Annotated in this window: 24 protein-coding genes; 14 read left to right on the top strand and 10 right to left on the bottom strand. The window is 69.5% G+C overall.

Annotated elements, in window-relative coordinates; genetic code table 11:
- The first annotated feature begins 53 nt into the window (after nt 1–53).
- On the top strand, nt 54–704 hold the full coding sequence (locus AB0D14_RS27310; RefSeq protein ID WP_362783967.1) for a pirin family protein: 651 nt from the start codon (nt 54–56) through the stop codon (nt 702–704).
- Nucleotides 705–721: 17 nt separating this feature from the next.
- On the opposite strand, the gene AB0D14_RS27305 is transcribed toward AB0D14_RS27310, so the two are convergent.
- Both AB0D14_RS27305 and AB0D14_RS27300 read right to left on the bottom strand, forming a co-directional pair.
- Nucleotides 722–1,537, bottom strand: a complete 816-nt coding sequence (locus tag AB0D14_RS27305) for a serine hydrolase domain-containing protein (protein WP_362783923.1) — start codon at nt 1,535–1,537, stop codon at nt 722–724.
- A 127-nt stretch (nt 1,538–1,664) separates the two neighbouring features.
- Nucleotides 1,665–2,135 (bottom strand): GNAT family N-acetyltransferase, encoded by a 471-nt coding sequence (locus tag AB0D14_RS27300; protein ID WP_362783920.1) that lies wholly within the window; start codon nt 2,133–2,135, stop codon nt 1,665–1,667.
- A 96-nt stretch (nt 2,136–2,231) separates the two neighbouring features.
- On the opposite strand from AB0D14_RS27300, the gene AB0D14_RS27295 reads away from it, so the two are divergent.
- Together AB0D14_RS27295 and AB0D14_RS27290 are read left to right on the top strand one after the other, a co-directional pair.
- Nucleotides 2,232–2,696, top strand: coding sequence for a MerR family transcriptional regulator (locus tag AB0D14_RS27295; RefSeq protein ID WP_362783917.1), 465 nt, complete (start codon nt 2,232–2,234; stop codon nt 2,694–2,696).
- The gene (locus tag AB0D14_RS27290) at nt 2,693–3,709 is read left to right on the top strand and encodes an aldo/keto reductase (RefSeq protein ID WP_362783915.1); all 1,017 of its coding nucleotides are present in this window, start codon (nt 2,693–2,695) and stop codon (nt 3,707–3,709) included. Before AB0D14_RS27295 ends, AB0D14_RS27290 begins: the two co-directional genes overlap by 4 nt.
- Nucleotides 3,710–3,725: 16 nt before the next feature.
- Here the strand turns inward: AB0D14_RS27290 and AB0D14_RS27285 are convergent, their stop codons facing one another.
- The 3 genes from AB0D14_RS27285 to AB0D14_RS27275 all read right to left on the bottom strand — a co-directional run bounded on the left by AB0D14_RS27285 (nt 3,726) and on the right by AB0D14_RS27275 (nt 6,848).
- Nucleotides 3,726–4,619 carry a DUF4429 domain-containing protein gene (locus tag AB0D14_RS27285; RefSeq protein ID WP_362783912.1) on the bottom strand — a complete coding sequence of 298 codons (894 nt, stop codon included), beginning with the start codon at nt 4,617–4,619 and terminating at the stop codon, nt 3,726–3,728.
- A 67-nt stretch (nt 4,620–4,686) separates the two neighbouring features.
- Nucleotides 4,687–5,910, bottom strand: coding sequence for an alpha/beta hydrolase (locus AB0D14_RS27280; protein ID WP_362783910.1), 1,224 nt, complete (start codon nt 5,908–5,910; stop codon nt 4,687–4,689).
- Between the two features lie 173 nt (nt 5,911–6,083).
- Complete coding sequence (locus AB0D14_RS27275; protein ID WP_362783907.1) at nt 6,084–6,848, bottom strand: TetR family transcriptional regulator; 765 nt, start codon at nt 6,846–6,848, stop codon at nt 6,084–6,086.
- An 81-nt stretch (nt 6,849–6,929) separates the two neighbouring features.
- On the opposite strand from AB0D14_RS27275, the gene AB0D14_RS27270 reads away from it, so the two are divergent.
- Complete coding sequence (locus AB0D14_RS27270; RefSeq protein ID WP_362783904.1) at nt 6,930–8,549, top strand: MFS transporter; 1,620 nt, start codon at nt 6,930–6,932, stop codon at nt 8,547–8,549.
- A 336-nt stretch (nt 8,550–8,885) separates the two neighbouring features.
- A complete protein-coding gene (locus tag AB0D14_RS27265) occupies nt 8,886–9,194 on the top strand; it encodes a small hydrophobic protein (protein ID WP_362783901.1) in 309 nt (102 codons plus the stop codon).
- A gap of 88 nt (nt 9,195–9,282) precedes the next feature.
- On the opposite strand, the gene aceE is transcribed toward AB0D14_RS27265, so the two are convergent.
- Nucleotides 9,283–12,030, bottom strand: coding sequence for a pyruvate dehydrogenase (acetyl-transferring), homodimeric type (gene aceE, locus AB0D14_RS27260; protein ID WP_362783900.1), 2,748 nt, complete (start codon nt 12,028–12,030; stop codon nt 9,283–9,285).
- A 507-nt stretch (nt 12,031–12,537) separates the two neighbouring features.
- Between aceE and AB0D14_RS27255 the strand changes: the two genes are divergently transcribed.
- The 6 genes from AB0D14_RS27255 (at nt 12,538) to AB0D14_RS27230 (ending at nt 17,423) form a co-directional block, all read left to right on the top strand.
- Nucleotides 12,538–12,975 (top strand): DUF3052 domain-containing protein, encoded by a 438-nt coding sequence (locus AB0D14_RS27255; RefSeq protein WP_188114209.1) that lies wholly within the window; start codon nt 12,538–12,540, stop codon nt 12,973–12,975.
- A gap of 224 nt (nt 12,976–13,199) precedes the next feature.
- The gene (locus AB0D14_RS27250; RefSeq protein WP_362783897.1) at nt 13,200–13,667 is read left to right on the top strand and encodes a peroxiredoxin; all 468 of its coding nucleotides are present in this window, start codon (nt 13,200–13,202) and stop codon (nt 13,665–13,667) included.
- 200 nt (nt 13,668–13,867) lie between these two features.
- On the top strand, nt 13,868–14,443 hold the full coding sequence (locus AB0D14_RS27245; protein ID WP_055617911.1) for a TerD family protein: 576 nt from the start codon (nt 13,868–13,870) through the stop codon (nt 14,441–14,443).
- 188 nt (nt 14,444–14,631) lie between these two features.
- A complete protein-coding gene (locus AB0D14_RS27240) occupies nt 14,632–15,207 on the top strand; it encodes a TerD family protein (protein ID WP_362783894.1) in 576 nt (191 codons plus the stop codon).
- 175 nt (nt 15,208–15,382) lie between these two features.
- Nucleotides 15,383–16,528, top strand: a complete 1,146-nt coding sequence (locus AB0D14_RS27235; RefSeq protein ID WP_362783892.1) for a DUF475 domain-containing protein — start codon at nt 15,383–15,385, stop codon at nt 16,526–16,528.
- Nucleotides 16,529–16,685: 157 nt separating this feature from the next.
- Complete coding sequence (locus AB0D14_RS27230; protein WP_362783890.1) at nt 16,686–17,423, top strand: Tellurium resistance; 738 nt, start codon at nt 16,686–16,688, stop codon at nt 17,421–17,423.
- A gap of 260 nt (nt 17,424–17,683) precedes the next feature.
- Here the strand turns inward: AB0D14_RS27230 and AB0D14_RS27225 are convergent, their stop codons facing one another.
- A complete protein-coding gene (locus AB0D14_RS27225) occupies nt 17,684–18,583 on the bottom strand; it encodes a TerD family protein (protein WP_362783887.1) in 900 nt (299 codons plus the stop codon).
- 202 nt (nt 18,584–18,785) lie between these two features.
- On the opposite strand from AB0D14_RS27225, the gene AB0D14_RS27220 reads away from it, so the two are divergent.
- The 3 genes from AB0D14_RS27220 (at nt 18,786) to AB0D14_RS27210 (ending at nt 23,641) form a co-directional block, all read left to right on the top strand.
- Nucleotides 18,786–19,952, top strand: coding sequence for an HpcH/HpaI aldolase/citrate lyase family protein (locus AB0D14_RS27220; protein WP_362783886.1), 1,167 nt, complete (start codon nt 18,786–18,788; stop codon nt 19,950–19,952).
- A 195-nt stretch (nt 19,953–20,147) separates the two neighbouring features.
- Nucleotides 20,148–22,793: a phosphoribosyltransferase gene (locus AB0D14_RS27215; protein WP_362783883.1), complete on the top strand. Its 2,646-nt coding sequence runs from the start codon at nt 20,148–20,150 to the stop codon at nt 22,791–22,793.
- Nucleotides 22,793–23,641: an HAD family hydrolase gene (locus tag AB0D14_RS27210; RefSeq protein WP_362783881.1), complete on the top strand. Its 849-nt coding sequence runs from the start codon at nt 22,793–22,795 to the stop codon at nt 23,639–23,641. Before AB0D14_RS27215 ends, AB0D14_RS27210 begins: the two co-directional genes overlap by 1 nt.
- A 40-nt stretch (nt 23,642–23,681) precedes the next feature.
- Here the strand turns inward: AB0D14_RS27210 and AB0D14_RS27205 are convergent, their stop codons facing one another.
- From AB0D14_RS27205 to AB0D14_RS27195, 3 genes are all read right to left on the bottom strand, one after another.
- Nucleotides 23,682–24,440 (bottom strand): DedA family protein, encoded by a 759-nt coding sequence (locus AB0D14_RS27205; RefSeq protein WP_362783965.1) that lies wholly within the window; start codon nt 24,438–24,440, stop codon nt 23,682–23,684.
- A gap of 124 nt (nt 24,441–24,564) precedes the next feature.
- The gene (locus tag AB0D14_RS27200; protein WP_362783878.1) at nt 24,565–24,792 is read right to left on the bottom strand and encodes a zinc ribbon domain-containing protein; all 228 of its coding nucleotides are present in this window, start codon (nt 24,790–24,792) and stop codon (nt 24,565–24,567) included.
- 9 nt (nt 24,793–24,801) lie between these two features.
- The gene (locus AB0D14_RS27195) at nt 24,802–25,413 is read right to left on the bottom strand and encodes a DUF4383 domain-containing protein (protein WP_362783875.1); all 612 of its coding nucleotides are present in this window, start codon (nt 25,411–25,413) and stop codon (nt 24,802–24,804) included.
- Nucleotides 25,414–25,464 lie beyond the last annotated feature (51 nt).

Here is a 25,464-nt window from a genome sequence, read left to right as displayed (position 1 = left end):
TGCGGCGGCGGGTCGCAGGTGGCACGCCCGACGGGTCTACCGTGGCGTGCGTGATGGACGTACGGCGCGCAGACAACCGCTACCGCGGAGGCGACCAGGCGGCCGGGATCGAGTCCCTGCACGCCTTCTCCTTCGGCCCGCACTACGACCCGGACAACCTCCGCTTCGGCGCGGTCATCGCCTGCAACGAGGAGCGCCTCGCACCCGGCGCAGGCTTCGACGAGCACCCGCACAGCCACACCGAGATCGTCACCTGGGTCGTCGAGGGGGAGCTGACCCACCGGGACACCGCGGGCCACGAGTCGGTCGTACGCCCCGGGGACGTCCAGCGCCTCAGCTCGGCGGGCGGGATCCGCCACGTCGAACGCAACGACGGCGACCTGCCGTTGCGCTTCGTCCAGATGTGGCTCGCCCCGCTGGAGCCGGGCGGCGACCCCGCGTACGAGATCGTCCACGGCATCGCGGACTCCACGCCGTACGCCGTGCCGGCAGCCGGGGCCATGCTGCACGTGCGGCGGCTGGCCCCGGGGGAGCGGACGGCGGCGCCGGACGCGCCCTTCCTGTACGCGCATGTCGTACGCGGCGAAGTCCTGCTGGGCGGTTCCGTGCTGGGCGCCGGGGACGCGGCACGCGTCAGGAATGCCAAGGACTTGGAGGTGGTGGCCCGCAGCGAGACGGAGCTGCTGCTCTGGGAAATGAGCTGAAGGCTAGTGCCGCGGCACTAGAGTTCGGCCAGGACCGCGTCCGTGAACGCGGGCCACACCTCGGCCGCCCACGGTCCGAACGCCCGGTCCGTCAGGGCCACGCAGGCCACTCCCGCGGCCGGGTCGATCCACAGGAACGTACCGGCCTGGCCGAAGTGCCCGAAGGTGCGGGGCGAGGACGAACCGCCCGTCCAGTGGGGAGACTTGGAGTCGCGGATCTCGAAACCGAGGCCCCAGTCGTTCGGGTTCTGGTGGCCGTACCCCGGCAGGACGCCCTTCGTCCCCGGGTACTGGACGGTCATCGCCCCGGCGACCGTCCGCGGGTCGAGCAGCCGCGGCGCCTGCACCTCGGCGGCGAACCGCACCAGATCGTCGACGGTCGAGACACCGTCCTTCGCGGGCGAGCCGTCGAGGGTCGTCGACGTCATCCCGAGCGGTTCGAGGACCGCCTGCCGCAGATACTCGCCGAAGGGAATCTCCGTCGCCTTCGCGAGGTGATCGCCCAACTGCTCGAACCCGGCGTTGGAGTACAGCCGCCGCTGCCCGGGAGGAGCCGTCACCCGGTGGTCGTCGAAGGCGAGCCCGCTCGTGTGCGCGAGCAGATGCCGCACGGTCGACCCCTCGGGCCCGGCGGGCTCATCCAGCTCGACGGCCCCTTCCTCGTACGCCACGAGCACGGCGTAGGCGGCGAGCGGCTTGGTGACGGAGGCCAGCGCGAACCGCTGCGAGGTGGGCCCGTGCGCCCCGAGCACGGTGCCGTCCGCCCGCACGACGGCGGCGGCAGCGGTGGGAACGGGCCACTTCTCGATCAGCGCAAGACTCTCCAAAGACATGCCCCAGAGCCTACGGTCCCCCCAAGGGGCGCGGGGAACGGCGCAGTCTTTTGTCTTCAGGGGCGCGGGGCTGTGTCCATGTGCGGCTCCGCCGCGTGGGCGCGACCAGCCACGACGCGCCCGCAGCTCAAAACCGAAGCCGCATCAACGGATCAGGCGTACGCACAAACCCCATCGACGCATACAGCGGCGCAGCCTCCCCCGAGGCGGTCAGATCAATCTGACCGACTCCCCGCTCGCGGAACCACACCACCAGCTCCTCCATGCAGGCCCGCGCATACCCCCGCCGCCGCAGCCCGGGATCGGTGGCGACGCTGAACACGTATCCGATCCGTCCGTGCGGATTCCCGGCCCGCCCGATCCGGTACTCCAAGGTCCCCACGACAAGCGCCCCCAGCGCTCCCGCCCGCTCGGGGTGGTCGACGACGAACGCCGCGAAACCCCCGTCGGGGTCGCCCAGCCGACCCCGTACGGTGGCCAGGGACTCGGCCTGCCAGTCGGTGGACGTGTCCGCCCCGGGCATCGAGTCGATCAGCACCTGACGCAGCCGGAGCAGTTCCTCGGCGTCCTCGGGTATGGCACGGCGTACGAGAGTCATGATCGGCACGCTAGTCAGCGCGGCATCCCGGTGTCGTCGGAATTTCATCCGAATCCGCTTGCTTGGAGTGCACTCCAAGGTTTTAGCGTTGAGGTCATGACGGTGATGGAGACCACGGAGCCAGTGACCGACATCTGCGTAGCCCCGCCGCAGGAGCGGAGGCGCCCCGACGGCCAGGACCAGTACACGATCAGCGAGGTCGTCGCCTTCACCGGCCTGACGGCGCACACACTCCGCTGGTACGAGCGGATCGGGCTGATGCCGCACATCGACCGCTCGCACACGGGTCAGCGCCGCTACAGCAACCGCGACCTCGACTGGCTGGACCTCGTCGGCAAGCTGCGGCTGACCGGGATGCCGGTCGCCGACATGGTGCGCTACGCGGAGATGGTGCGTGAGGGAGACGACACGTACACCGACCGCTTCGAGCTCCTGGAAGCGACCCGCCGGGACGTGCGGGCCCGGATCGCCGAGCTTCAGGACACCCTCGCCGTGCTCGACCGGAAGATCAATTTCTACGCGGACGCCGGGCGGACCCTGGCGTCGGAGAGGTCCCGATGACGGACAGCAGGATCGCGAAGGCATCGCTCGGTACAGGCGGCCCCGAGGTGGGTGTGCAGGGGCTCGGCTGCATGGGCATGAGCTTCGCGTACGGCCCGACGGACGCCGAGGAGGCGCGGGCCACGCTGGAGCGCGCGCTGGAACTGGGCGTCACGCTCTACGACACGGCCGACGCCTACGGGCAGGGCGAGAACGAGCGGTTCCTGGCACCGTTCTTCGCGGCGCACCGCGACGAGGTCGTCATCGCGACGAAGTTCGCGATGACGATCCCGCCGGACGACCCGACCAGGCGGATCATCCGCAACGACGCGCCGTACATCCGGCAGGCCGTGGAGGCGAGTCTCCAGCGCCTGGACGTCGATGTGATCGACCTCTACTACATGCACCGCCGTGACGTGAACGTCCCCATCGAGGAGACCGTCGGCGCCATGGCAGAGCTGGTCCGCGAGGGCAAGGTCAAGCAGCTCGGCCTCAGCGAGGTGACGGGCGGCGAACTGCGTGCCGCGCAGACGGTGCACCCGATCGCGGCCGTCCAGTCGGAGTGGTCGCTGTTCAGCCGGGACATCGAGGCGGGCGTGGTCCCGGCGGCCCGCGAACTGGGCGTGACCCTGGTCCCGTACTCCCCGCTCGGGCGCGGCTTCCTCACCGGCTCCTTCACCAACGCCGACAACGACCTCACCGCCGACGACTTCCGCCGTCATCAGCCCCGCTTCACGGGCGACAACGCGGCGGTGAACGCGGCCCTGCTGGAGTCGATCCGGACGGTGGCCAAGGCCCACGACGCGTCCGTGGGGCAGATCGCCCTGGCCTGGGTCCACCAGCAGGCGGCGGTGCACGGACTCCCGGTCGTGCCCATCCCGGGCACCCGCAGGCGCACCCGGGTCGAGGAGAACACGGCGGCGACCCGCGTCACCCTGACCGATACCGACCTGGCCGCCCTGGAGCCCATCGCCGCGAAGGTCGCAGGAAACCGCTATGCCGACATGACCTTCGCATCGGCGGGCAGGGAGTAGCCCCCGGGAGGAACCCTCAAAGTTCGGACAGCAACTCGGCCTTCTTCACGGAGAACTCGTCATCCGTGACGAGCCCGGCCTCATGCAGGTCACCGAGATGCCGTATCCGGTCGGCGATGTCGGCCGGATCCCGCCGAGGACCCGGGGCCACGGCCGCGCCGGGGGACGGCCCCGCAGCCGCCCCCTCGGGCAGGACCGCGGGCCCACCGGACCGCACCGCGGCCAGGACGGCCGCGGCGAACGGCAGCGACTCGTGCACCGGCCCGTACCCGAGCCCGAAGACGACGGCAGCCGGGTCCTGGTCCGCCTGAGCCGGCTGTGCAACCCCGGTATCGCGGCGGAGCAGCCGCAAATACCCCTCGAAGACCTCGGGCGACCGCCACTCCACCCCACACAGGTCGGAGACGGCGAATGCCTGGTCGCCGGCCTTCCACTTCGCGGACGAGGCCCCCGTCCAGAACCACCGGAACGCCACGGACTTCCCGTCGAAGGACGCCTTGCCGTCGTACGCCTTGAACTGGAGCGGCGTCTCGGGCGGTTGCACCAGATAGCGCTCGGCCGGACCCGCGTCCTCGGACGGGAGCATCGCGCGCAACTCGTCCGCGTAGTACTCGGCGAGAGTCTCGCGCTCGGCGGGCAGCACGAGGCGGTAGGGGTCGCACGCGTCCTTCAGCTGTCCCGCGGCCGCCTCCATCAGCGGGTCCGCCCCCGGCCTCGGCACGGCACGCAGGACGACCGTCCCGCGCTTGCCGGGCGTCAGCGTCACCGCCGCGATCGCCTCGAGCGGGATACGGCGCTCACCGAGCGCCTGGAACAGCTTCGGTGTGCGGATCCCCCGTTCGAAGCGGATGAGCACGGAGTCGGACTCGAACTCCCAGGCGGCTTGAAATCCGGCCAATACGTCACCCATGCGGGCCATCGTATGCGGCATGCGCTTCCTAGTCCCCTCCCTCGGCGGACCGCACTTTCTTCGTTCTCTACGCGCGTCCGGCTTCAGCCGTGCCGGACAAACCCTTCCGGCACACGTCATCCTTGTGCGCGCAGCGAACCGCGCGGTACGCGCCAATCCCGATCTCGGCGAAGTTCCGCAGGCTGTCGGTGCCCGGCTCGAAATATCCGGTGTGTCCCTTCGCCCCGCGCGCCGACAGTACCCGCGCGCCGAACTCCGAGGACATCGGATCGGCGCCGTGTCCGAGTCCGCCGACCTCCAGATGCGGTATGTCCTCGATCCAGTCGTCCGCGTCCCGCACGGCCCAGACCCGGGCCGAGGTGCGCAGCTGCGCCGCCCGCTCGACCCGCATGCCCGGACTGCCCGCGACCGCTATGTCGGAGACCCGGGCCGGCAGTGCTCGCGCGGCGACGCCGCAGACCACGGATCCGTAGCTGTGGCAGTACAGCGCGACGCCCGACCGGCCGGGCAGGGCCCGTACGAGCGCGCTGAGCCGGACCGCGCCCTCCTCGGCGCGAATTCCGGTGGCGGCGTCCATGCCGAGGCCGCTCGGTGTCGTGTAGTCGGCCCACGCGATGACGGCCGTACGGGTCCTGGGGTTCGCCTCGTGTTCGGCGCGGTACAGGGCCTTGGCCATGCCGACGGGCGCCGTGTATCTGCGCTCGGTGCGCTGGAAGGTCAGCAGGTCGGTGTCGACACCGGGCACCACGACCGAGACCCGCTCGGCCCTGCCGAGGTTTCCGAAGACCTCCGCGACCCGGCCCGAACCCATCGGGTCGAAGGCGAGGATGCGGCGCTCTTTCGTCATCAGCGACTCGTACCGGTGCATCCGGCGGCTCGCGTCGTGCTGACCGACCGCGGAGAGCCGGTTGTCGCGCATGCGTTTGAGTTCGACCCTGCGCGCCTGGTCGATGGCGATGCGGTTGGCGCGGTACCGGAGACTGACCGGCGCCCCGTTCATGTTGCCGACCGCCAGCGGATAGCGGGCGGCGAGCCGGGCGCGCTGGTGCGCGTCGAGCGAGGCGAAGAACCGGCCGAGCCGGGTCGGCGACGTTTCGTCCGGGTCCGGCAGCCGGTGCCCGCCGATGTGACCGCGTTCCCAGGCGGACAGGGAGGCCGCAAGCGGCGTGGACGCCCCTCTGTGGCTGCGCACCGCGGTCCAGCCGGTGGTCCCGAGCATCACGAACACCACGGCCAGCGCGAGCAGCATGCGCCAGACATTGAGTTGGGGGGTGGAGTCGAAGGAAGTCACTGAAAGGACACACTAGGAGAACGAGAGGGTCTCGCGTTAACCGAGTGAGGCGGATCACGTTTCCCTTGGGGTAATTGAGGCATAGCGGATTAGCTTCCTGTCGGGCCATCACACTGTGTACGCACATGGGTCGATCCGTGCACATTCGAGCGCAGCTCTGTGTGAGGCGGAAGTTACTCTGCGTCCGCGTCCGTGTCCGTGTCCGTGCTCGTGTTCGTGCCCGTGTCTGCGTCCGGCCCTGTGCCTGTGTTCGCGTCCGGCCCCGTGCCCGTGGTCGCGTCCGCGCCACCGCGCTCGTCGCGCGTGTGCCAGTTCTCCGCCAGTGCGGGCTTCATCTGGTCGAGGTACGAGGCGGTCAGTTCGCGCATCGCGGCCACGCTGAAGTCCTCGCCCGCGCCCCACGAGCGTGCCGTCAACCGCATCACGCCGCCGAACAGAGCGACCGCCACCCGCGGGCGCGGATCGGCGTCCATGTCGACGCCCTCACGCTCCGCGATCACCCGGGCGAGTTCCTCCTCCAGTCCCTCCTGGCGGCACAGATGGACGGCGAGCAGCGCGGGTGTCGACTCGATCAACCGGAAGGTGCGCATGTGCAGTTCGATCGGGACGACGGTCTCGATGGCCTCCTCGATGGTGTCCCAGTTCGCGATGACGGCCTGGCGCAGCGCGTCCAGCGGGGGTTCGTGGGGCGGCCGTCGGCGCACCGCGTCGAGGAAGTGCGACTCCGCCAGTTCCTGGACGGCGAAGGCGGCTTCCTCCTTGCCGGCGAAGTACCGGAAGAAGGTGCGCTGGGAGACGTCGACGGCCTCGACGATCTCGTCGACGGTCGTTTCCTCGTAGCCGTTGGCCGTGAACAGCTCCAGTGCGGCCCGCACCAGTGCGTCCCGGGTGCGCTGCTTCTTGCGCTCGCGCAGCCCCGGACGTGGCGCCGTGTCCATGCGTCCTCTCCTCATTCATCTCATTCGCCGAATTGTGAATCGGTTTGTCAATTGTCAGCGGCTGTCATTAATCTCGAACGCATGACTAGCCAGACCACCGTCGACAAGACGGGCCCGGCCGACGAGGCCCCGGCCGCCGCCTCCGGTCCGACCCAGGCCAAGGGACTGCGCGGCCACCCGTGGTACACCCTGATCACCGTGGCCGTCGGCGTCATGATGGTGGCCCTGGACGGCACCATCGTGGCCATCGCGAACCCGGCCATCCAGAAGGACCTGGGTGCCACCTTCGCCGACGTCCAGTGGATCACGAACGGCTACTTCCTCGCCCTCGCCGTCACGCTGATCACGGCGGGCAAGCTCGGTGACCGGTTCGGCCATCGCCAGACCTTCCTCATAGGTGTGGTCGGCTTCGCGGCGGCCTCGGGGGCCATCGGACTCTCCGACAGCATCGCCTCCGTCGTCGTCTTCCGGGTGCTCCAGGGACTGTTCGGCGCGCTGCTGATGCCGGCCGCGCTCGGTCTGCTGCGGGCCACCTTCCCGGCCGAGAAGCTGAACATGGCGATCGGTATCTGGGGCATGGTCATCGGCGCCTCCACCGCGGGCGGCCCGATCCTCGGCGGAGTGCTCGTCGAGCATGTCAGCTGGCAGTCCGTCTTCTTCATCAACGTGCCGGTCGGCATTCTCGCGGTCCTCCTCGGTGCGGTGATCCTGACCGACCACCGTGCCAAGAACGCGCCGCGCTCCTTCGACCTGCTCGGCATCGGTCTGCTGTCCGGCGCCATGTTCTGTTTGGTCTGGGCGCTCATCAAGGCTCCGGAGTGGGGCTGGGGTGCCGCGCTGACCTGGACGTTCCTCGGTGTCGCCGTACTCGGCTTCGCCCTGTTCGCGTTCTGGGAGAACCGGGTGCGCGAGCCGCTCATCCCGCTCGCCCTCTTCCGTTCCGTGCCGCTGTCGGCCGGTGTGGTCCTCATGGTGCTCATGGCGATCGCCTTCATGGGCGGCCTGTTCTTCGTCACCTTCTACCTGCAGAACGTGCACGGGATGAGCCCGATCGACGCGGGCCTGCACCTGCTGCCGCTCACCGGCATGATGATCATCGGCTCGCCGCTGGCCGGCGCGATGATCAGCAAGACGGGGCCGCGCGTCCCGCTCGCGGGCGGTATGGCGCTCACGGCCATCGCCATGTTCGGCGTGTCGACGCTGGAGACGGACACGGGCAGCGGGCTCATGTCGATCTGGTTCGCGCTGCTGGGCCTCGGTCTCGCGCCCGTCATGGTCGGCGCCACCGAGGTCATCGTGGGCAACGCGCCGATGGAGCTCTCCGGTGTCGCGGGAGGTCTCCAGCAGGCCGCCATGCAGATCGGCGGCAGCCTCGGCACGGCGGTCCTGGGCGCCGTGATGGCCTCCAAGGTCGACAACGACCTCGCGGGCAACTGGGCCGACGCGGGGCTCCCGAAGCTCGCCCCGGACCAGCTCGACCAGGCCGCGGAGGCGGTCCAGGTCGGTGCTCCGCCGGTGGCGCCGGGCACTCCGCCCGAGGTCGCCGCGAAGATCACGGAGGTCGCCCACGACACGTTCATCTCCGGCATGAGCCTGGCGAGCCTCGTCGCGGCCGGCGTCGCCGTCGTGGCCGTCTTCGTCGCCTTCCTCACCAAGCGGGGCGCCAACGCGGAGGCGGGCGCGGGGGTCGGCCACATCTAGTGCCGCGGCACCAGCGTCTGTCCGGGGAGGCCCGACCTGTCACCTCCCTTACACACCTCCCTTACACCCCGCCGAGTTCATTCGGCGGGGCTTTCGCCTATCCGGGTGATGCTTTCCCGTACGACTTTCGTATCGCCCGTGCCGCAGGCCAGAGTGGTCTCAACTGATCTGTACGGAACGGGCAGTTCGGTTGAGGAAGCGGCGCGCTGCCGGAGGGGGGCAGCGCGCCGCGCAACCGGCGGAAAGAAGTACGCGTCTGAATTGACATGACCGGGGTACCCGACTTCCGAGCCCGAACCGACCGGCATTCGGTCGGCTCAGAGGTGCAGGGAGTTGATGATGGCGGGCTTCGGTCACACCACGCGCAAACACCCTCGCTCACGTGGCCGTACGTGGTCACGGAGCGGGCCGGACAGCGCGACGCTCGGAATCATCGGAGTCATCTGCGCGGTCGCCGGATTCTTCGTGCTGGGGATCGTCCTCGGCCCGGTGGCGATCGTCTGCGGATGGCTGGCCATGGGCCGCCGCTGGAACGGCGCCCGACCGGTGCCGGCACTGATCGCCCTGGTACTGGGAGTGATTGACACCATTCTGGCCATCGTATGGATAGTCGGAATGGCAGCCCCCGGCGGCATGATGTTCTGACCGGGCCGAACAAGACAGACAAGACAACGGTTCCCCGCGCCCCTCAGGGGCGCGGGGAACCGCGCTGTTCAGTCCGCGGGCAGCCGCGCTACGCGTCTCCACCCGCGGCCCCGGGATCCGCTGCCGCCACATCCAGCAGCTGATACCGGTCGATCGCCTGCTTCAGCACGGACCGGTCGACCTTGCCCTCCCGGGCCAGCTCGGTGAGCACCCCCACCACGATCGACTGCGCGTCGATGTGGAAGAACCGCCGTGCCGCGCCACGCGTGTCGGCGAAGCCGAACCCGTCCGCCCCCAGCGACTGGTAAGTCCCCGGCACCCACCGCGAGATCTGGTCCGGAACCGACCGCATCCAGTCGGAGACAGCCACGAACGGCCCCTCGGCCCCGGAGAGTTTGCGCGTCACATAGGGGACCCGCTGCTCCTCCTCGGGGTGCAGCAGATTGTGCCGCTCCACCTCGACGGCCTCGCGCCGCAGCTCGTTCCAGGAGGTCGCCGACCAGACGTCGGCCCGTACGTTCCAGTCCTCGGCGAGGATCCGCTGTGCCTCGACGGCCCACGGCACCGCGACACCGGACGCCATGATCTGCGCCGGGATGGTGCCCGAAGTCCCCGCCGCGAAGCGGTGGATGCCCGCGAGGATGCCCTCGACGTCGACGTCCGCCGGCTCGGCCGGGTGCTGGATCGGCTCGTTGTAGAGGGTGAGGTAGTAGAAGACGTCCTCGCCGTGCGGGTGCTCGTCGGACGAGCCGTACATCCGCCGGAGCCCGTCCTTCACGATGTGCGCGATCTCGAACCCGTACGCCGGGTCGTACGCGACACACGCCGGGTTCGTCGAGGCGAGCAACTGCGAGTGCCCGTCGGCGTGCTGCAGACCCTCACCGGTCAGAGTCGTGCGCCCCGCGGTCGCTCCCAGTACGAAACCGCGCGCCAACTGGTCGGCCATCTGCCAGAACTGGTCGCCGGTGCGCTGGAAACCGAACATCGAGTAGAAGACGTACACCGGGATGAGCGGCTCACCATGCGTGGCGTACGCCGAGCCGGCCGCGATCAGGGAGGCCGTACAGCCCGCCTCGGAGATGCCGTCGTGCAGCATCTGCCCCGTCGGCGACTCCTTGTACGCGAGGAGCAGCTCCCGGTCCACGGCCTCGTACTGCTGCCCGAGCGGGTTGTAGATCTTCGCGCTCGGGAAGAACGAGTCCATACCGAAGGTGCGGTACTCGTCGGGCGCGATCAGCACGAACCGCTTGCCGATCTCCTTGTCCCGCATGAGGTCCTTGAGCAACCGTACGAACGCCATGGTCGTGGCGATCGACTGCTGACCGGAGCCCTTCTTCACACTCGCGTACGTCTTGTCCTCGGGCAGCACGAGCGGCTTCGACCGCACGACACGCGACGGGACGTATCCGCCGCAGCCCTCGCGGCGGTCGTGCATGTACTGGATCTCTTCCGAGTTCCGGCCCGGGTGGTAGTACGGCGGCACGCCGGACTCCAGCTCCTTGTCGGAGATCGGCAGGTGCAGCCGGTCGCGGAAGCCCTTGAGGTCGGCGACCGTCAACTTCTTCATCTGGTGCGTGGCGTTGCGGCCCTCGAAGTTCGGGCCCAGCGTCCAGCCCTTGACCGTCTGGGCGAGGATCACGGTCGGCTGGCCGGTGTGCGCCTTGGCCGCCGCGTACGCCGCGTAGACCTTCTTGTGGTCGTGACCGCCGCGGCCCAGGTGCAGGATCTGGTCGTCGGTCATGTTCTCGACCATGCCGCGCAGCCGGTGGTCACCACCGAAGAAGTGCTCGCGGATGTACGAGCCGGTCTCGGTGGCGTACGTCTGGAACTGGCCGTCGGGCGTGGTGTTCAGCTTATTGACGAGCACGCCGTCGCGGTCCTGCGCGAGCAGCGGGTCCCAACTGCGGTCCCAGACCAGTTTGATGACGTTCCAGCCGGCGCCGCGGAACTGCGACTCCAGCTCCTGGATGATCTTTCCGTTGCCGCGCACCGGACCGTCGAGCCGCTGGAGGTTGCAGTTGACGACGAAGGTCAGGTTGTCCAGACCCTCGCGCGCGGCGATGGACAGCTGGCCGAGCGACTCCGGTTCGTCCATCTCGCCGTCGCCGAGAAACGCCCAGACGTGGGATTTGGAGGTGTCCGTGATGTCGCGCGCCTGCATGTAGCGATTCATCCGCGCCTGGAAGATCGCGCCGAGCGGACCCAGGCCCATGGAGACGGTCGGGAACTCCCAGAAGTCGGGCATCGACCGCGGGTGCGGGTACGAGGACAGCGCGTTCGGAGCCTTCGACTTCTCCTGCCGGAAGGCGTCCAGCTGCCGCTCGTCGAGGCGGTCCAGGAGGAAGGCGCGGGCGTAGATACCGGGGGAGGCGTGCCCCTGGAAGAAGATCTGGTCGCCGCCGTCACCCCCGTCCTTGCCGCGGAAGAAGTGGTTGAAGCCCACGTCGTAGAGCGAGGCGGAGGACGCGAAGGTGGCGATGTGGCCGCCGACGCCGATCCCGGGGCGCTGGGCCCTGGACACCATCACGGCCGCGTTCCAGCGGGTCGCGTTGAGGATCTTGCGCTCGATCTCCTCGTTGCCGGGGAAGAACGGCTCGTCCTTGGTGGCGATGGTGTTGACGTAGTCGGTGCTGCGCATCTCGGGCACGGCCACGCGCTTCTCGCGGGCCCGCTCGATCAGCCGCAGCATGAGGTAGCGGGCCCGCTCGCGGCCGCGCTGGTCGACCGCGGCGTCGAGGGAGTCCAGCCACTCCTGGGTTTCTTCGGGATCGAAGTCAGGAACCTGACTCGGAAGGCCGCCAATGATGATCGGGTTGCGATCGGGTCCGGAAGCCACGCTGTTCCTTCGCTCTCGGGGGGCCGCTTGTTCTCAGTTCTTCTCGGTTTTTTCTTTGGTTTTTCTCTGGTTTCCTGGGCGTCTGCACCGTTCCCCATCGTGTACCTCGGGAGCGGAAACGTCATCTCTACCGAGAGGTAACCGAAAGGTTCGTCCCGTTCTCCCCAGGGCGGTCCGGCGCATCGCAACGATACGCCCGACCCGTAACCCGTACCGCAAAGCCATTCGAGTCTCGTACCCTCGTAGGGTTCCGAAATTCACAAACCGGGCAGATTCCTGTGGTGTGCGTCACCTATGGCTGTGATTCCCTGACTGGAGTTGCGGCGACACCGCCTGGATCGTCACCGTTTCGGCGGTCCCGACGGCCGGGTACTTGCGCGATCCGTCCCGCCCGTGTGGACTACGGCCAATGCTGCGCGCACGCGCGTGGCCAGAAACTTCCCCGAGGGCTCGGCTCCGACCGAGCAGGGGAGGACCCCATTACCGAACATGATCAGGAGGCAACCCGTGAGCGCGACCGCGGACCACGCGGAGGAGCGGACGAGCCTGGCCGCCAGGCTGGGATTCCAGCCCGAGCAGGTGGTCCAGGAGATCGGCTTCGACGACGACGTCGACCAGGAGCTCCGCTCGGCCATTGAAGAAGCAATCGGCAGCGAGCTCATGGACGAGGAGTACGACGACGTCGCAGACGCCGTTGTGCTCTGGTTCCGAGACGACGACGGCGACCTGACGGATGCGCTGGTGGACGCCACCACGTACGTCGAAGAGGGCGGCGCCGTCCTGCTGCTGACGCCCAAGACCGGCCGAGACGGTTATGTGGAGCCCAGCGACATCGCCGAAGCTGTGACGACCGCGGGTCTGTCCCAGACCAAGGGCATCAGCGTGGGGAAGGACTGGAGCGGCACAAAGCTGGCGACGCCGAAGACGGCGGCCAAGAAGCGCTGAGGCGCAGCCGAGGCCAGGAGGCCCCCGCCGACAACTGCCGGACGCACCAACAGCGTCCGACGCCCGTCGGCGGGGGCCTCGTCCGTGGGCGGGGCCGGTCCGCGGACGGAGGCTCCTCCGGGGTGACGTTCGTCCGCCGGTGGGGCTCCTCCGTGGTCGGGCGGGGGCGCTGCGTAGGGTGGACGTCACCCGAACAGCCCGACCGACGGAAGGGATGCAGGACCATGGCGATCGAGGCGATCGAGGTCGGCGACAAGGCCCCGGACTTCGAGCTCAAGGACAACCACGGCGCCACCGTGAAGCTCTCCGACTTCCGCGGCGCGAAGAACGTGGTGCTGCTCTTCTACCCCTTCGCCTTCACCGGCGTGTGCACCGGCGAACTGTGCGAGCTGCGCGACAACCTGCCGCGGTTCGCCGACCGCGACACGCAGCTCCTGGCCGTCTCGAACGACTCGATCCACACCCTGCGCGTCTTCGCCGAGCAGGAAGGTCTTGAGTACCCGCTCCTTTCGGACTTCTGGCCGCACGGCGAGGTCTCGCGCGCGTACGGCGTATTCGCCGAGGACAAGGGCTGTGCGGTGCGCGGCACCTTCGTCATCGACAAGGAGGGTGTCGTCCGCTGGACCGTCGTCAACGCCCTGCCCGACGCGCGTGACCTGGACGCGTACGTACGGGCGCTCGACGCCCTGTGATCCCGGTGGGACCCCGACGCGGCCCCGGCGCCCTGGCGGCCCGACGCACGCCGGATACCGACACTTCGGGATTCTTCGCGCCCCAGGGACTGCGGTGGCGGGGAACCTCTCACTAGGATCGACACGTTGATCCGATACCAACGCATCCGATACCGACGCACTACGGGGCTTCCCGCCCCCGGACACCAATGGGAGGACTCGTGGGAGTCAGCCTCAGCAAGGGCGGCAACGTATCGCTGTCGAAGGAGGCCCCGGGCCTGACCGCGGTCATCATCGGTCTGGGGTGGGACATCCGCACCACCACCGGTACCGACTTCGACCTCGACGCGAGCGCGATCCTGACGAACGCGGAGGGCAAGGTCAGCAGTGACGCCAACTTCGTGTTCTTCAACAACCTGAAGAGCCCCGACGGTTCCGTCGAGCACACCGGGGACAACACCACCGGTGAGGGCGAGGGCGACGACGAGCAGATCAAGGTCAACCTCGCCGGGGTCCCGGCCGACATCGAGAAGATCGTCTTCCCGGTCTCGATCTACGATGCCGAGAACCGCCAGCAGTCGTTCGGCCAGGTGCGCAACGCGTTCATCCGCGTCGTGAACCAGGCCGGCGAGGCGGAGATCGCCCGGTACGACCTCTCCGAGGACGCCTCGACGGAGACCGCGATGGTCTTCGGTGAGCTGTACCGTCACGGCGCGGAGTGGAAGTTCCGCGCCATCGGCCAGGGGTACGCCTCGGGCCTGCGCGGCATCGCGCAGGACTTCGGCGTCAACGTCTGAGCCGTTCTTCGGGGTCACATCCGAACATCCGAACATCCGAACACCCGAACACCCGACCCCGAACAGCTCCATCACTTCCCGTCCGGCGCCGCACACACCCAGTGCGGCGCCGGACGTGCTAGCGGTCGGCCAAACGGGCAGCTAGTGGGCAGCACAATCCAACGGCTTCACCGGAGAGGACCAGGAACATGGGCGTCACGCTCGCCAAGGGGGGCAATGTCTCCCTCTCCAAGGCCGCACCGAACCTCACGCAGGTGATGATCGGGCTCGGCTGGGACGCGCGCTCCACCACCGGAGCCCCCTTCGACCTGGATGCCAGCGCGCTGCTGTGCAACTCGGGTCGGGTGCTCGGCGACGAGTGGTTCGTCTTCTACAACCAGCTCAAGAGCCCGGACGGCTCGGTCGAGCACACCGGGGACAACCTCACGGGTGAGGGCGACGGCGACGACGAGTCCATCCTCATCGACCTCCCCAAGGTGCCTGTCAACGTGGAGAAGATCGTCTTCCCGGTCTCGATCCACGACGCCGACAACCGCGGCCAGACCTTCGGTCAGGTGAGCAACGCCTTCATCCGGGTCGTCAACCAGGCCGACGGCCAGGAACTCGCCCGCTACGACCTCTCCGAGGACGCCTCCACGGAAACCGCGATGATTTTCGGCGAGGTCTACCGCTACGGCGGCGAGTGGAAGTTCCGCGCGGTGGGCCAGGGTTACGCGTCCGGACTGCGGGGCATCGCGCTGGACTTCGGAGTCAACGTTTCGTAAAGCCGGCTACGCGGAACACGACTGCTGTGATCAGAGGGCGGGACCCGGCCCTCTCCTCCTGGGAGTAGGCCCTCTAGACTTCGAGGTCAATGTTTCGTAAAGCCGGGTACGGCGGGGGGAAACCCCCTCCGGACTTCGTCCGGGGGTAGCCCCCCAACACACGATTGGGTAGCCAGTGGTTCTGAAAACCTTCGGCTGGTCGTTCGCGGTCACCGCGCTCGGCCTGGTCGCAGCGGTACTGATCGGCGGATGGACCGCCTTCGGGATCGTGCTGATCCTGTCGATCCTCGAAATCTCGCTGTCCTTCGACAACGCGGTGGTCAACGCCGGGATCCTGAAGAAGATGAGTGCCTTCTGGCAGAAGATCTTCCTCACGATCGGCATCCTGATCGCCGTCTTCGGCATGCGGCTCGTCTTCCCTGTCGTGATCGTCGCGATCAGTGCTTCGCTCGGCCCCATCGAGGCCGTCGACCTGGCGCTGAACGACGCGGATCGCTACCAGGAACTCGTCACCGACGCCCACCCGTCGATCGCCGCCTTCGGTGGCATGTTCCTGTTGATGATCTTCCTCGACTTCATTTTCGAGGACCGTGACATCAAATGGCTCGGCTGGCTGGAGCGCCCGCTGGCCAAGCTCGGCAAGGTCGACATGCTGTCGGCCTGCATCGCGCTGATCATCCTGCTGATCACCGCGCTGACCCTCGCCCCGAAGGCCCATCTGCACGCGGGGTCCGCCGACAAGGCGGAAACGGTGCTGCTCTCGGGCGTCGCCGGCCTCATCACGTACCTCGTCGTCGGCGGACTCTCCGGATTCTTCGAGAACCGCCTGGAGGAAGCCGAGGAGCGCGAGCACGAGGCCGAGGAGGAGGCCAAGGCCAAGGGCAAGGAGATCTCCGCCGGAGCCATGGTCGGCAAGGCCGCGTTCTTCATGTTCCTCTACCTCGAGGTCCTGGACGCGTCCTTCTCCTTCGACGGTGTCATCGGCGCCTTCGCCGTCACCAACGACATCGTCCTGATGGCCCTCGGCCTCGGCATCGGCGCCATGTACGTCCGGTCGCTCACCGTCTACCTGGTCCGCCAGGGCACGCTGGACGACTACGTCTACCTGGAGCACGGCGCCCACTACGCCATCGGCGCCCTGGCCGCGATCCTGCTCATCACCATCCGTTTCGAGGTCAACGAGATCGTCACCGGCCTCGTCGGGGTCGTCCTGATCGCCTGGTCCTTCTGGTCCTCGGTGCGCCGCAACAAGGCGCTGGAGGCCGCCGGGGGAAAGGCTGACTCCTCGGACGACAAGACAGAGGTCTCGTCCGGGGTGTGACACCGGTCCGGTTGAGGAACGCTCTGTGAGGGGCGGCTGCCAAGGAGTCCTCGGCAGCCGCCCCTGCGGCGTAGGAGGCCCCGGTCTCCGGGACCGACAGGCAGGAATGGGCACGCGTGGGCAGGCGTGGTCAACGTGGGCGAGCGTGGGGGCGGGAATGAGTTTCTGGGAAGACCTGTGGCGTGGCCGGTCGGCGCAGTTCGACTCGGGCAGCGCGGCGACCAACGCCATCGAACTGACCAAACGGAACCACACGATCTCACTGACCAAGCAGGGCGCGGCCACCGGCAATCTCCGCATCAACCTGTCCTGGCGGATGCGGACCTCCGACATAGGCGGCCGCCAGCGGGACGGCCTGCTGCGCCACCCCTTCAAGGCGTTCAAACCGGAAGTGGTGCAGGCGCACACCCAGAGCATGGTCAACGTCGACCTCGACCTGGGCTGCATGTACGAGCTGACCGACGGCACCAAGGGCGTGGTCCAGCCACTGGGCGGCTTCCTGGGCGAACTCAACGGCGCGCCGTACGTGAAGCTCAGCGGCGACGACCGCTTCGGCTCCGGCACCGGCGAGACGATCTTCGTCAACCTCGACCACCGCGAGCAGATAAAGCGGCTCCTGGTCTTCGTCTACATCTACGACCAGACCCCCGCCTTCGACCGTACGCACGCCATCGTGACCCTGTACCCGAGCAACGGGCCCCGGATCGAGATCGGCCTCGACGAACGCCACTCACAGGCCAGGTCCTGCGCGGTGGTCATGATCGAGAACGTCAAGAACGAACTGGTGGTGCGCCGCGAGGTGAAGTTCGTGTACGGCTTCCAGGCCGAGCTCGACCGGCTCTACGGGTGGGGGCTGCAGTGGGGGCGGGGTTACAAGACCAAGGCCGACCGCTAGCGGGCCCTGGCCCGCGCGGCTCGGGACCCGGGGCGCGCTGCTCTGGACCCGGCCGGGCGGCGGGGGGAACGGCGCCGCCGGGCCCCCGCCAGGGGCGCGGGGAACGGCGCGCCAAGCCACCGCGAACCCGCGGCCGCCGACGAACCGGCACCCCCGCACTCAAGAGCGCCCCGGCGAAGCCGGCCAAGCGGAGGCAGTGCCTCGGCTGCAAGCCGTCCGCAGCTCGGCGCGCCGCCCCCCCCCGGCGCCCCTGAAGCGGCCTAACGGCCGATGAACTGCGGACCCTGCGGCGGGAGGCGGAAGTCCGGATCGAGCTGGGGCCCCACCGGCTGGGGGTAGCCGTAGCCGGACTGGGCGGCCGCCGCCGCGGCGGGCTGGGCCGGGGCCGTCTGCGGATAGCCGTAGGCGGGCTGACTGGTGGGCTGCGGATACCCGTACGCGGGCTGGGTGGCGGGCGGCTGCTGCCGCGTGGGCTCCGGGCCGGGAGCGGCCGGGGGATAGCCGTACGCCGGCTGATTCGGCTGCGGGGGCACCTGAGCGGGCCGCTCGGGCGGCAGCGGCTGCGCACCGGCCTGCCCGGCGGACGCCGAGCCCTCTCCGATCTCGGACTCGTCCACCGAGATGCCGAAGTCGGACGCCAGACCCTGCAGGCCGTCCGAATAGCCCTCGCCGACCGCCCGGAACTTCCAGCTCTCGCCGCGCCGGTACAGTTCACCGCAGATCAGCGCGGTCTCCTCACCGGTCTCCGGCTTGATGTCGAAGTACGCCAGCGGCTCGGCGTCCCCGATCGTGGCGTCGAACACCAGGATCCGCAGCGCCTGCACCCGGTCGAAGGTGACGCCGTCGGCGGAGGCGACAAGGAGAATCCGCCCCACGCTGTCGTCGACGCCGGCCAGATCCGCCTGGATCGTGTCGGTGAGTCCCTCGGCAAGACCGTCGTTCACCCGCTTCTTGCCGAGTCGCCAGATCTTGCCCGAAGGGTGCCGGGGCTGGTTGTAGAAGACGAAGTCCTCGTCGGATCCCACCCGGCCCTCGGGGCCCAGGAGCAGCGCGGAGACGTCCACGTCCGGGAGACCCCGCCCCGGGGTCCAGCGCAGTACGGCGCGCACCGCCGTGGCCTCCAGCGGGACGTTCGACCCCTTCAGCATGGCGTGCGTCATGCGGTCATCCTGCCTTCTCGGTCCTGGTCACGACAACGCGGGGGTGTGCTCCCGATCTGCTTGTTGTGCGAACGGGCGGGCACAATGGTGTTTGTCCGCGTTACCTGAACTTCATGCCCGATGGGAACCCTTGACACGGATCTCTACGTACTATTACCGGCCACATATTGTCAGGCCGCACAGCCGCCCCCGGGGGTAATTCATGCGTCATTTCGGGCATATAGCCCCTCAGCTGCGGGAGCGCCTCTTCTTCCAGGAGCCGTGCGACTTCACCGCGGACTCCTCGCCCCGGGTGCTCGCCGCCGCGCTCGGGGCCACCCTCTACAGCCCCGCGACCAGGCAGAAGCTGGCCGACGACATCGTGAAGCAGGCCGGTCGCGGGGTGGTGTCGATGGTCCTGTGCCTGGAGGACTCGATCGACGACGCGGAGGTCACCGGCGCCGAGGAGAACCTCGTCCGGCAGTTCGGGGAGCTGGCCGAACGCTGCCCCGAGGCCGGACTGCCCCTGCTCTTCATCCGGGTCAGAGCGCCTGAGCAGATCCCCGACCTCGTCCGCCGGCTCGGCACGTCCGTGCGGCTCCTGTCGGGTTTCGTGCTGCCCAAGTTCACCGAGGAGCGGGGGGTGCCGTTCCTGGAGGCGCTCACCGAGGCCGAGGGGGCGAGCGCCCGACGGCTCTTCGCCATGCCCGTCCTGGAGTCGCCCGACCTGCTGTACCGCGAGTCGAGGGCGGAGACCCTCGCGGGGATCTTCCGGGCCGTCGACAAGTACCGCGACCGCGTGCTCGCCCTGCGGCTCGGCGTCACCGACTTCTGCTCGGCGTACGGGCTGCGCAGGGCGCCCGACATGACGGCGTACGACGTGCAGATAGTGGCCTCCGTGATAGCGGACGTGGTGAACGTGCTCGGGCGGGCCGACGGCACCGGATTCACGGTGACCGGGCCCGTGTGGGAGTACTTCCGCGTCCAGGAGCGCATGTTCAAGCCGCAGCTGCGCCGCAGTCCCTTCCACCCGGAGGCCGACGCCCTGCGCGCCAGCCTGATCGAGCACGACATGGACGGCCTGCTGCGGGAGATCGCCCTCGACCGGGCCAACGGGCTGCAGGGCAAGACCTGCATCCACCCCTCGCACGTACTGCCCGTGCACGCCCTGTCCGTCGTCAGCCACGAGGAGTTCAGCGACGCCCAGGACATCCTGCGGCCCGAGCGGGGCGGCGGAGGCGTACTGCGGTCCGCGTACACGAACAAGATGAACGAGGTGAAGCCGCACCGTGCCTGGGCGGAGCGGACCCTCCAGCGCGCCGAGGTTTTCGGCGTCACCAACGAGGACATCGGCTTCGTGGAGCTGCTCGCCGCCGGAATCCCCGGCTGACACACATCCCTGGCCGACACATACCCCTGGCCGACACGCAAGGAATCCATGAACAAGGCTGTGAACGACGGGTCCGGCGTCTGGTCCGCGACGGGCTTCCGCCCCGGAACCAGAGCCGGAACCAGGGCTGGGACCAGGGCCGGGACCGGGGCTGGGGCCAGAGCCGGAACCGGAAAGGGAGCCTCCGGTGAAACCTTGCCGGGGGCGGGCGAGGGGCCGGTCGGCGAGGTCTGGTCCGGGAGCTGGGTCGCGGGGCGGCTCGGCGTCGAACTCGTCGGGGACGAGGGACTCGGGGAACTGCTGGGGCTCGCGCTCCGCCGCAATCCCAAGCGGGCGCACCTGCTCGTGTCGAACGTACTGGGCAAGCATGTACCGCAGTCACCCGCCGTCGTGTACGGGTACGGGTTCGCGCTCGGGTTGCGCGTGCGTGACCTGCTCGGAGAGGACGAGGCCCGTCGCGCCGTCGTCCTCGGGTACGCCGAGACGGCCACCGGGCTCGGCCACTCGGTGGCGGACGGCGTGGGCCTCGCTCCCTGCCTCCACTCCACCCGGCGCCCGGTCGAGGGCGTCGCACGGGCGGGCGGCTTCGAGGAGTCCCACTCGCACGCCTCCTCGCATCTGCTGCTCCCTGAGAACCCCGGCCTGCTGGCCACCGACGGCCCGCTCGTCCTCGTCGACGACGAGTTCTCCACCGGCAACACGATCCTCAACACCATCCGTGACCTGCACGAACGTTATCCGCGCGGCCGGTACGTCATCGTCGCCCTGGTCGACATGCGCTCGGCTGCGGACCTCGGCCGCCTGACGGACTTCGCCCGCGAGATCGACGCGACCGTGGACCTCGTGGCGGCCGCCTCCGGCACGGTACGGCTCCCCGACGGCGTACTGGAGAAGGGGCAGGCGTTGGTCGCCGAGCACGAGAAGGGCGCCGGGCACGGGGGAGCCGCCGGGGTCGAGAGCGGCGCTGAGCGCGACGGAGTCGCCGCGCGTGAGGGACGTGAGGGAGTCGCCGCGCGCGAGAGTGCGGCCGTGGCTCCCGCGCCACGCCGGGCGCCCGGCACCGTCGCACGCGTGGACCTCGGCTGGCCGCAGGGCCTCGCCGACGGCGGACGACACGGCTTCACTCCCGAGCACCGCGTCCGCCTGGAGGCGGCCCTGCCCGCCATGGCGGCCCGAATAGCCGAGGCGCTCCCGTCCGGCGCCACCCGCGGTCGCGTCCTCGTGCTCGGCTTCGAGGAGCTGATGTACACGCCGCTCCGGCTCGGTGTCGCCCTGGAGAAGCTGACCGACGCCGAGGTGCGCTCCTCCACGACCACCCGCTCTCCCGTGCTGGCCGTCGACGACCCCGGCTACGCCATCCGTACCCGGCTCGTCTTCCCCGCCCACGACGACCCGGCCGACGGCCCCGGCGAGCGGTACGCCTACAACGTCGCGGGCGCCGGCTTCGACGCCATCGTCGCCGTGGTCGACTCCGTCGCCGACACCCCCGAACTGCACGCACCGGGTGGCCTGTTGGCGCAGCTGGCCGCACACACGCCGAGCGTGCTGCTCACCGTCGTCCCCTCGTACGTCCCCGCTTCGCCCGTACCCGATCCACACATACCCGATCCACACATACCCGATCCGCACATACCCGATCCGTACATGCACGGCGTACCCGAATCCGCCGCTGAAAGGCCCTTGATGCTGCCCGAGCCCCTCCGTGGCCCCGACTTCTCCTCGTACGCGCCGGACGAGGTCGGCTGGCTGCTGCAGGACCTCTCGGACACTCGGCTTGAGGCGCCGACGGAGGAGCGCGAGGAGGCCATCCAGAGCGGCGGCGCCCACTACGCCGAGTCGCTCCCGGTGGAGTACCAGCCGAGCCCTCAGTACCAGGAGCTGTTCCGCGATGCCCTCGCCACCTCGGCCGCCCGCATCGCCCTGGCCGTCGGCGCGGTCACCGAGACCGTGCTGGCGGAACGCTCACCGCGTCCCGTGCTCGTCTCCCTGGCCCGCGCAGGCACCCCCGTAGGCGTCCTGATGCGCCGCTGGGCCCAGCACCGCCACGGCCTCGACCTGCCCCACTACGCCGTCTCCATCGTGCGGGGCCGCGGCATCGACGCCAACGCGCTGCGCTGGCTGGCCGCCCACCACGACCCGGCGGACGTCGTCTTCGTGGACGGCTGGACAGGCAAGGGCGCCATCACCCGCGAACTCGCCCAGGCCATCGAGGAGTTCAAGGCTTCCGACGGCATCGGAGGCTTCGACCCGGAGATAGCCGTCCTCGCCGACCCCGGCTCCTGCGTGCGCACGTACGGCACCCGCGAGGACTTCCTGATCCCCTCCGCCTGCCTCAACTCCACCGTCTCCGGGCTCATCTCCCGTACGGTGCTCCGCGCCGACCTGGTCGGGGAGCACGACTACCACGGGGCGAAGTTCTACCGCGAACTCGCCGACGTGGACGTCTCCGTCGACTTCCTGGACGCCGTCTCCGCCCGCTTCGACGAGGTCGGCGACGCGGTGGACGACCGGGTCAAGGAACTGCTCTCCGCCGACCGCACCCCGACCTGGGAGGGCTGGGCGGCAGTTGAGCGGATCAGCGAGGAGTACGGCATCCACGACGTGAACCTCGTGAAGCCGGGCGTCGGCGAGGCGACCCGGGTGCTGTTGCGCCGCGTCCCGTGGAAGATCCTCGCCCGTGCAGGCGCGGGCGCCGACCTCGACCACGTACGCCTGCTCGCCGAGCAGCGCGGTGTACCCGTCGAGGAGGTGGCCGAACTCCCGTACACCTGTGTCGGGTTGATCCACCCCAAGTACACGCGTGGCGCGACCGGCGCCGACGGCAGGGCGGTGACGGTCTGATGCCGAACCCCACTCCGAACTCCGAGTCGGCGGGTGCCCCCGCACCCCGGGTGCTCGTCGCCAGCGACCTCGACCGGACGCTCATCTACTCCGCCAACGCGCTCGCGCTGACCGGGCCCGACGCCGAGGCACCCCGGCTGCTGTGCGTCGAGGTGTACGAGAGCAGACCGCTGTCGTACGTGACCGAGACCGCGGCCGGACTGCTCGCCGAACTGGGCGAGGTGGCGGACTTCGTGCCGACCACGACCCGTACCCGCGAGCAGTACCACCGCATCCGACTCCCGGGCCCCGCCTCGAAGTACGCGATCTGCGCCAACGGCGGCCACCTCCTCGTCGACGGCGTCTCCGACCCGGCGTGGCACGCCCGGGTGACCGAGCGCCTGGCACGTGAGTGCGCCCCGCTGGACGAGGTGCGCGCGCACATGGCGGCCAACGCCGACCCGGCCTGGGTGCGCAAGCAACGCGTCGCCGAGGACCTCTTCGTGTACTTCGTCGTGGAGCGCGACCTGCTCCCCGAGGAGTGGGTGAAGGAGCTGGCCGTGTGGGCGGATGGCCGCGGCTGGACCGTCTCCGTCCAGGGCCGCAAGATCTACGCCGTGCCGAAGCCGCTGACGAAGAGCGCCGCCATGCGTGAGGTCGCCCGCCGTACCGGGGCGACCCGTGCCCTGGCGGCCGGCGACTCCCTCCTCGACGCCGACCTGCTGCTGGCCGCGGACCGCGGCTGGCGCCCGGGCCACGGTGAACTGGCCGAGGCGGGGTGGACGGCGCCGGGGGTCACCTCGCTCCCGGAGCGGGGCGTGACCGCGGGCGAGCGGATCCTCAGGGAGTTCCTGAGCGAGGTTCGGTAGAGAAACGGGAACGGGAACCGGGAACGGGAAACGGGGGCGCTCAACTGCGGGGCGCGTGCCGGTTGCCCCGATCGTCACGGTAGCCCCGGTCGTCACGGTTGCCACGATCGCTGTCGGCTCCGGCGGGCCCGTATGCCGTGGTCGTGGTGGTCGCGGTGGGCGCCGTGGGCGACTCCTGGAGGCCCGGCCTGTCGGCCGACCCCGGATTCCCTCCACGCCGTCGGCCGCCCCGCCCGGGCCTGAACAGTCGTACGACCGCGAAGACCAGCAGCGCGAGCGCGGCGGCGACCAGTACCACCTTGGAGTAGGCCGTCACATAGCCGGTGACGTCGGCCCAGTTCTCGCCGAGCAGATAGCCGGCGAGGACGAAGACGGTGTTCCAGATCGCGCTGCCCAGCGTGGTCAGGCCGAGGAAGACGGGCAGGGGCATGCGCTCGACGCCCGCGGGCACCGAGATCAGGCTGCGGAAGATGGGGATCATCCGCCCGAAGAACACGGCTTTGGTGCCGTGCCGGGAGAACCACGCCTCCGTCTTCTCGACGTCCGAGACCTTGACCAGCGGCAACCGCGCCGCGATGGCCACCGTGCGGTCGCGGCCGAGCAGCGCCCCCACGCCGTACAGCGCGAGCGCCCCGACCACCGAACCGGCCGTCGTCCACAGCAGCGCGGCGAACAGGTTCATCTGACCGGTGCTCGCCGCGAACCCCGCGAGCGGCAGGATCACCTCGCTCGGCAGGGGTGGGAAGAGGTTCTCCAGGGCGATGGCGATGCCCGCGCCCGGGGCGCCGAGCGTGTCCATGAGGCCGTTGATCCACTGCGGTGCGCTGCTTTCGGTCACACACCGACGCTAGAGAACCGAAGCTGAAGCCAGACTGAAGCCGGTCCTGCTCGCGGCCCCGGGCAGCCGATCCCGGCCCTGGGCGTCAGCTGCAACAGCCTCCGCCGCAGCAGCCACCGCCACCGCCTCCACCACCGGCACGGGGCGCGGGTGCGGGCGCCGAGGCGGAACCGCCGACCGCGACCGTCGACAGCAGTTTCACCGTGTCGTCGTGGCCGGCCGGGCAGGCCGTGGGGGCGGCCGACTCGGCCATGGGGCGGCTCTTCTCGAACGTGTCACCGCAGGTCCGGCAGCGGTATTCATAGCGAGGCATGCGCACAGGTTAGCGGGCGGTACGGTCCTCTCCCAGGGGAACCGGACGGGAGCTCCCACCCTGGGCCAGGGCTTTCGCGCGCAGCTCGGCCCCCGCCTTCAGCCGCTGCTCGCGGGCGGCCTGCTCGGGATGGCGGGACCGCCAGTACGGGTTGTCGTGGGGCAGGGCCGAGCCGACGCGACCGTACATCCCGAAGAACATCAGCAGCACGCCGACCACAAAGCTGAACAGCACGTTCGGGATGCGGAAGGCGAGGAAGTTGAGGTCCGTGTCGAGCAGGGCGAGGTTCACGAAGCCGCTGAGGATGAAGAGGACTCCGAGGACCATGTTGATCGTCGAGGCGACGTTGCCGCCGATCATCATGCCGACGAAGAGCAGCAGCCCGACGCAGATGGAGAGCACGCTGAGCGCGCCGTTGGTGTTCAGCCCTGTGACGGTGTCGCCGCCGGTGTCGAAGAACCCGACCTTGTCGATCAGGCCCAGGATGCCGAAGGCGAGCAGCACGAGCCCCATCAGCCCCGCGCCGATCCGGTAGAAACTGCTGAGACGGTGGTCGACCGGCAGATGCTCGTCCAGCCTGATCCGCCGCCTGGGCGCGGTACGCAGTACATGCGCGGCCATGTCCGCCTCCTCGGTGCGGGTGCGGGTGCGGGTGCGGGTGCGGGTGCGAGC

Origin of the sequence: Streptomyces sp. NPDC048484 (assembly GCF_040651415.1) — a bacterium.
Classification (GTDB): domain Bacteria; phylum Actinomycetota; class Actinomycetes; order Streptomycetales; family Streptomycetaceae; genus Streptomyces.
The sequence above is the reverse complement of the archived record's forward strand: the minus strand, read 5'-3'. Positions and strand labels throughout refer to the sequence as shown.